Origin of the sequence: Acinetobacter sp. YH12152 (assembly GCF_013418285.1) — a bacterium.
GTDB classification, from domain to species: domain Bacteria; phylum Pseudomonadota; class Gammaproteobacteria; order Pseudomonadales; family Moraxellaceae; genus Acinetobacter; species Acinetobacter amyesii.
This window is the reverse complement of record NZ_VPCH01000087.1, coordinates 1-6,737: the sequence shown is the minus strand read 5'-3', so window position 1 is coordinate 6,737 and position 6,737 is coordinate 1. Positions and strand designations below refer to the sequence as shown.

4 protein-coding genes are annotated in these 6,737 nt (G+C 41.5%); 3 read left to right on the top strand and 1 reads right to left on the bottom strand.

Annotation, left to right across the window (positions count from 1 at the left end):
- Window positions 1-124: 124 nt before the first annotated feature.
- A complete protein-coding gene (locus FTU83_RS16600; RefSeq protein ID WP_078190094.1) occupies window positions 125-1,135 on the bottom strand; it encodes an AraC family transcriptional regulator in 1,011 nt (336 codons plus the stop codon).
- A 210-nt stretch (window positions 1,136-1,345) separates the two neighbouring features.
- Here FTU83_RS16600 and FTU83_RS16595 point away from each other — a divergent pair, with 210 nt between their 5' ends.
- From FTU83_RS16595 to FTU83_RS16585, 3 genes are all read left to right on the top strand, one after another.
- Window positions 1,346-2,467 (top strand): CaiB/BaiF CoA-transferase family protein, encoded by a 1,122-nt coding sequence (locus FTU83_RS16595; protein ID WP_180107381.1) that lies wholly within the window; start codon window positions 1,346-1,348, stop codon window positions 2,465-2,467.
- A 216-nt stretch (window positions 2,468-2,683) separates the two neighbouring features.
- On the top strand, window positions 2,684-3,922 hold the full coding sequence (locus tag FTU83_RS16590; RefSeq protein ID WP_257222667.1) for a carbohydrate porin: 1,239 nt from the start codon (window positions 2,684-2,686) through the stop codon (window positions 3,920-3,922).
- 171 nt (window positions 3,923-4,093) lie between these two features.
- The gene (locus FTU83_RS16585; RefSeq protein ID WP_180107385.1) at window positions 4,094-6,499 is read left to right on the top strand and encodes a glucose/quinate/shikimate family membrane-bound PQQ-dependent dehydrogenase; all 2,406 of its coding nucleotides are present in this window, start codon (window positions 4,094-4,096) and stop codon (window positions 6,497-6,499) included.
- The last annotated feature ends 238 nt before the right edge of the window (window positions 6,500-6,737 follow it).

Below are 6,737 nucleotides of genomic sequence, written 5' to 3'. Positions count from 1 at the left end.
AGCAAGTAACTTGGACCAGTGTTGATCATTTAGCATTGTTCGAGGCATAGCGAGTGTAAAATTGGGTTTGGCGATTTAATTTTACTATCTCGCTATTTTTTTAATCAACAAATGTCAACAGACCCTAGTGATAACCATGTAATTGGCGATATAGGCCTGGTGTTACACCGGTCCACTTTTTAAATGCGCGGTGGAAAGTACTTGTTTCACTAAAGCCGACTTGCTGTGCAACATCTTCAAGCGTTAAGTCTGGGTTAAGCAATAAGTGAATTGCAGCATCTCGACGTAAAGCATCTTTTACACCTTGGTAGCTCTTACCTTCAGCGGCTAAACGACGACGTAGTGTTTGCGGCGATAGATACAGCATTGACGCAACATCGTTCAAGGTTGGCATTTCTTCACCAATTTGACTCTTCAGCACATCACGGATACGAGATGTTAATGAATTGGTATTTTTAAATTTAACCAATAACTGTGCAGGAGCTGCTTTTAAGAATTCTTCAAGCGTTTCTTCGTTTTGACGAATGGGTAAATCTAAATAATCCGCTGCAAATGTAATTTCAGTTCGTGGTGTATCAAACTGCATGACAGGTGCAAAAAACAAGGCATCATATTCGTCAGCATGTTCAGGTCGTTCATAACCGAAGTGTACGCGTTCTAAAGGCAGACGACGTTCAATCAACCAAGAAGCGAGACCATGCCAAATCATCAGCATACTTTCTGTAATGAAATGGTCTGGGTCCATAGATTTTGGAATTTGAGGAACTAAACGTGCTTCGTGCTTATCACGTTCTAGTGTCACCGACCATTCATCACCAAACAGTTTGTAGAACTGCGAAGACAGTTCAAGTGCATCACCGAGGGTTTTAGCATGAATAATCAATTGGCACATAATGGCAAAAGTACCCAAGCGGCGCGGCTGAATATCAAAACCGACGTGTTCGTCTTGGGTCACCATCCACAACATTTTAATAAAACGTGTGTATTGTTCAGGTGAAATACGCGCTTTGGGTTGGCGTAGAAGTTCAGCCTCAATGCCAACATGAGACAATAAAGTTTCGACATCCATGCCGAGACGTTTCACACCAGTTAAGGCTGCGTTGACGAAATGGATACTGATCGTATCACGACTCATGTTTAATCCTTCAGTCTCTTTAATGTTCACAAATGTTTGACCTAAATGACGCTAAAAAAAGAAATCATGGCAATTTACAACAGCGGTTTTACCATTTTTACATGGTAAATTGCCGAAACTATCAAGGTAAATGGCTGAACATGACATTGTTTTAATCATTTTATATTTCTACCATGGATAAAAAATCTACACAATTAGAGAAAAATATCCATGGAAGCTGCTTTAAAAGGATTGAAAGTACTCGACTTTTCGACATTACTCCCAGGGCCATTTGCGACCTTGTATTTGGCTGACATGGGTGCGGAAGTTGTGCATATTGAGTCACCGACGCGTCCCGATCTGGTTCGTTTGATGCCACCTTATGCCAATGGGCAAGCCACAGCGCATAGTTATTTAAATCGCAATAAACAATCCATCGCATTAGATTTAAAAGATCCGAAAAGTATTGAATTGATCAAAGCCAAAATTTCAGATTTTGATATTGTGGTAGAACAATTTCGTCCAGGTGTTATGCAACGCTTGGGTTTGGATTATGCAGATTTGGCCGAAATTAATCCGCGACTTATTTACTGCTCGATTACGGGTTATGGTCAAACCGGACATTACAAAGACCGCGCAGGGCATGACATCAATTACTTGGCTTTATCGGGCATTTCAGGTCATAGCGGACGCCAAGACAGTGGCCCGCCACCGATGGGGATTCAAATCGCCGATGTCGCAGGCGGATCAATGCATGCGCTTACTGGCATCTTAGCTGCGGTGATTGAGCGTTACCGTAGCGGTTTAGGACAATATATTGATATTTCCATGACCGATTGTGCCGTAGCATTGAACAATATGGCTGCAGCAGGAGTATTGGCTGCCAATGCGGTAACCGCGGCAGAGACGGCACATCTGAATGGCGGAAGTTTCTATGACTATTATCGAACCCAAGATGGTCGTTATCTGTCTATAGGTGGTTTGGAGCCACAGTTTTTACATGGATTGGCGCAAATTCTCGATTTACCCGCTTTAGCGACGCAAGGCATGTCATTTGATCCGCAAGACCAGACTGAAATTAAGCATGCAATTGCCCGAAAAATACTAACCAAAACATGGGCTGAGTGGAAAAAGATTTTTGCCTCTCAAGATGTCTGTGTGGAACCAGTTTTAAGTTTGGACGAAGCTCTAAATTCACAATTGGCCCAAGAGCGGCATTGGTGTGTTGAAGTTCCGCTACAAGAAGGCGACACAATGACACAAACTCAACTGGCATGTCCGATTAAATTTTCTAGATCAGCATTGATTTATACCCATGTGGGTAAAACTTTAGGTGCGGATAATTCGTTATGAATGGTATAAAAAAAGGTGATAAGTTAAACAATAAAACCTTTAAAATCTCTTAATTAGATAAACATCTATGTAAATATTGAGGGTTGTTAATAAAAAAATAAATAAATTATACAAATGTGAGAGTATTATGTGAACTATTAACACAATTGGTATATAGGTCTCCAAATGAAAATAGCTGTGAGTAAACTTGGATCTTTATATCTTAGCCTCGGAATAATGCTTGCGGGTTCAGCAACCCAAGCGGCAACTACTGCAGATGCTTTCAGTTCTGAAAGCCCATGGATGTTCGGTGATTGGAACGGTCAACAAACAGCTCTCCAACAGAAAGGTTACGATTTTAGTTTTAGTTATGGTGGCGAATTAGCCACTTTGTTAGATGCAAAGCATGCTTCTGGTCATGGCACTGAATATGCGGACCAATTCGCGATCGGGGCACATCTCGATTTAGAAAAAATTGCAGGTTGGAAAGATACCGAAGCGCAAATCAATATCACTGAACGTAATGGTCGTTCATTGTCTCAAACTTCAGATGCATTAAATGGTCATTTAAGTGCAACACAAGAAGTGTGGGGTCGTGGTCAAACTTGGCGTTTGACTGATTTTTGGATCAAGAAAAAATTCTTAGACCAAAAATTAGATATTAAAGTCGGTCGTTTTGGTGAAGGTGAAGATTTCAACAGCTTTGACTGTGACTTTCAAAACTTAGCACTTTGTGGTTCACAAGTGGGTAACTGGGTCGGTGACCAATGGTACAACTGGCCAGTCAGCCAATGGGCTGCTCGCGTGAAATATAACATTCAGCCTGAACTCTACGCACAAGTCGGGGTTTATGAATACAACCCTGAAAATCTAAAACGTGGTAAAGGTTGGAACTTGAGTACTGATGGTTCTAAAGGTGCGATTATTCCTGCTGAAGTGGTGTGGACTCCAAAAGTGGGGACACAAAAGCTACCGGGTGAATACCGTGCAGGTTACTACTACAGTACCGCTGATGCCGATGTCATTGATAGCCCAGTAAATGAAAAAGATCACCATCAAGGTGGTTGGATTGTGGCGAAACAACAACTGATAGCACACAAAGACGATGCCTCACGTGGCTTAAGCGGTTTTGTGAATGTCACTGTGCATGACTCAGACACCAACAATGTAAGTGATATGCAAAACATTGGCTTGGTATACAAAGGTGCATTCGATGCACGTCCTCAGGATGAAATCGCGATTGGCTTAGGTCGTATCAGCATTAATGATGATGTGAATGACGCCAATATTGCCAATAACAGCGTTGATGCACGCGGTCTACAAAGTGAAGAGTATGACGCAGAAATTTACTACGGTATTCATGCGGCAAACTGGCTGACTATTCGTCCTAACATTCAATATATCCGTCACGTCGGTGCTTACAAATATGGTGAGAATGCGTGGGTTGGCGGTATCAAATTTCAAACAGCATTTTAATTGATGTCCAATTAGAGTTCTTATAAAAGCAATTCGGTAATTCTGAGAAGAATTACGACATTTCCCCCTTGAATTGTTTTTGTAACAACTTCTCTTTGCGACATAAAAACGGTGGTGCGTTGAATGAGTTTCACGCATCAAATACAACATTCGACAATAGAGGTGGTCAACATGAGCAACCCATCTACTGGAACTGGGATGCGAACATTTACCGTCGTTGTGATGGCAATTTTCGCCTTGGTTCTATTGATTGGTGGTATCTGGCTGGCAGTCCTTGGCGGTTCTTGGTACTACATAATCGCCGGCCTGTTAATGCTGGCTTCAGCAATATACTTAAGAAAAATTCAAAACAGTTCTTTATACATTTATGCAGCGTTAATGCTGGGTACAGTGATTTGGGGACTTTGGGAAGCAGGTTCTGACTTTTGGGCACTTGCACCTCGTTTTGATATTTTAGGCTTATTGGGCCTTTGGTTGCTGATTCCTGCCGTGACACGCGGTATGGAAAATGGCAAAACTGCGAAAATTGCATTATCAGGCACACTGGTGATTGCGATTATCGTAATGATCTATTCAATTTTTAATGATCCGCAAGAAATTAACGGTGAAATTAAAAATGCACAACCTCAAACAGCCAAAGCGATTGAGGGTATTGCTCCTGAAGATTGGCCTGCCTATGGTCGTACACAAGGTGGTGTACGTTATTCTCCACTTGCTCAAATCAATAGCGATAACGTTAAAGATTTAGAAGTGGCGTGGACTTTCCGTACAGGTGAATTGCCAACAGAAAATGACTCAGGTGAAACCACAAACCAAGTCACTCCGATTAAAGTCGGCAATGACATGTTTATGTGTACAACTCACCAACGTTTAATTGCACTTGATCCTGCGACAGGTAAACAAAAATGGGCATTCGATCCTAAGCTTAAAGCGGACAATACCTATCAACATTTAACATGTCGTGGTGTGTCTTATTTTGACGCTGCAAATACCACTCAGTTTGCAAAAAGCTTAGAGAACAAACGCTCGACTTCAACTGAGTGTCCGCGCAAAGTGATCTTGCCTGTAAATGATGGTCGTTTGGTTGCAGTCAATGCTGACACAGGTAAAGCATGTAGTGACTTTGGTCATAACGGCGAAGTCGATCTACAAAAAGATATGCCTTATCCGTATCCAGGCGGTTATATCCCAACTTCACCTCCAGTGATTACTGGCACAACCATTGTGATTGGCGGTTCAACTACCGATAACTTCTCGACTAAAGAGCCATCTGGTGTCATCCGTGGTTATGATGTCAATACCGGTGAATTATTGTGGATCTTTGATACTGGTGCACAAGATCCGAATGCTATGCCAGGCGAAGGAAAAACCTTCTCTATTGCGTCTCCAAACGCATGGGCACCTTTAGCATATGACGAAAAACTTGACATCGTTTATGTGCCAACAGGTGTAGGCACACCAGACATTTTTGGTGGTCACCGTACGCCATTAGATGAACGCTATGCGAACTCAATGTTGGCATTAAATGCATCGACTGGTAAATTAATTTGGAATTTCCAAACCACGCATCATGATTTGTGGGATATGGATGTACCATCACAACCTTCATTGGCAGATATCAAAGATAAATCAGGTAATACTGTTCCTGCGATCTATGTCTTAACCAAAACAGGTAATGCATTCGTCCTTGACCGTCGTACCGGTAAAGCGATTGTGCCAATCACCGAAAAAGCAGTTCCACAAACTGTAAAACGTGGTCCACAAACTAAAGGTGAGCATTATTCTGCAACTCAACCGTTCTCTGATTTTGATTTAGCACCAAAAGATAAATTGACTGATAAACAAATGTGGGGTGCCACTATGTTTGACCAGTTGATGTGTCGTGTGTATTTCAAATCATTAAACTACGACGGTATTTATACACCACCTTCTGAAAATGGCACATTGGTATTCCCAGGTAACCTTGGGGTATTTGAATGGGGTGGTATGTCGGTGAACCAAGACCGTCAAGTCGCTGTGATGAACCCAATTGGCTTGCCATTTGTGACTAAGTTGATTCCTACAGATCCAAACCGTGAGCAAACTGCGAAAGGTGCGGGTACTGAACAAGGTGTTCAACCAATGTATGGCGTGCCTTATGGTGTGGAAATCAAAGCTTTCTTGTCACCACTTGGCTTACCTTGTAAACAACCTTCATGGGGCTTTACTGCAGGTGTAGATTTAAATACACATGAAGTGGTCTGGAAAAAACGTATTGGTACAATTCGTGATAGTTTACCGAAATTGTTCCAATTACCTGCTGTGAAAATTGGTGTACCAGGTCTTGGTGGATCAATCTCGACTGCTGGTAATGTCATGTTTGTAGGCGCAACACAAGATAACTATATCCGTGCAATCAATGTAACGAATGGTGATACTTTGTGGGAAGGTCGTCTACCCGCAGGTGGTCAAGCGACTCCAATGACTTATGAAGCAAATGGTAAACAATATGTTGTGATCATGGCTGGTGGTCATGGTTCATTTGGTACAAAACTTGGTGATTACCTTGTTGCGTATGCATTACCAGATAAAAAATAAGTGATTTTACATCGCTAAATAAAAAGCCCGATTTATCGGGCTTTTTATTGGCTGAAATTCTTTATGTAAATTTATGCTAAGTAATGGAGAAATAATTCAATATATTAATAAATTAGGACTTACGCATTGACGGATTCAAAAAAGTATTAAAATACTTTATAAAGTATCTGTGATCAGACGAATTAAAAATGCTTCTACAGCAACTTGTACTCTACCCATTTATATGGGCTTTCTCATG

Bases quoted from the DNA above. Each gene is read 5' to 3' on its own strand.
- FTU83_RS16600 (WP_078190094.1), bottom strand. From the start codon at position 1,135: ATGAGTCGTGATACGATCAGTATCCATTTCGTCAACGCAGCCTTAACT.
- FTU83_RS16595 (WP_180107381.1), top strand. From the start codon at position 1,346: ATGGAAGCTGCTTTAAAAGGATTGAAAGTACTCGACTTTTCGACATTA.
- FTU83_RS16590 (WP_257222667.1), top strand. From the start codon at position 2,684: ATGCTTGCGGGTTCAGCAACCCAAGCGGCAACTACTGCAGATGCTTTC.
- FTU83_RS16585 (WP_180107385.1), top strand. From the start codon at position 4,094: ATGAGCAACCCATCTACTGGAACTGGGATGCGAACATTTACCGTCGTT.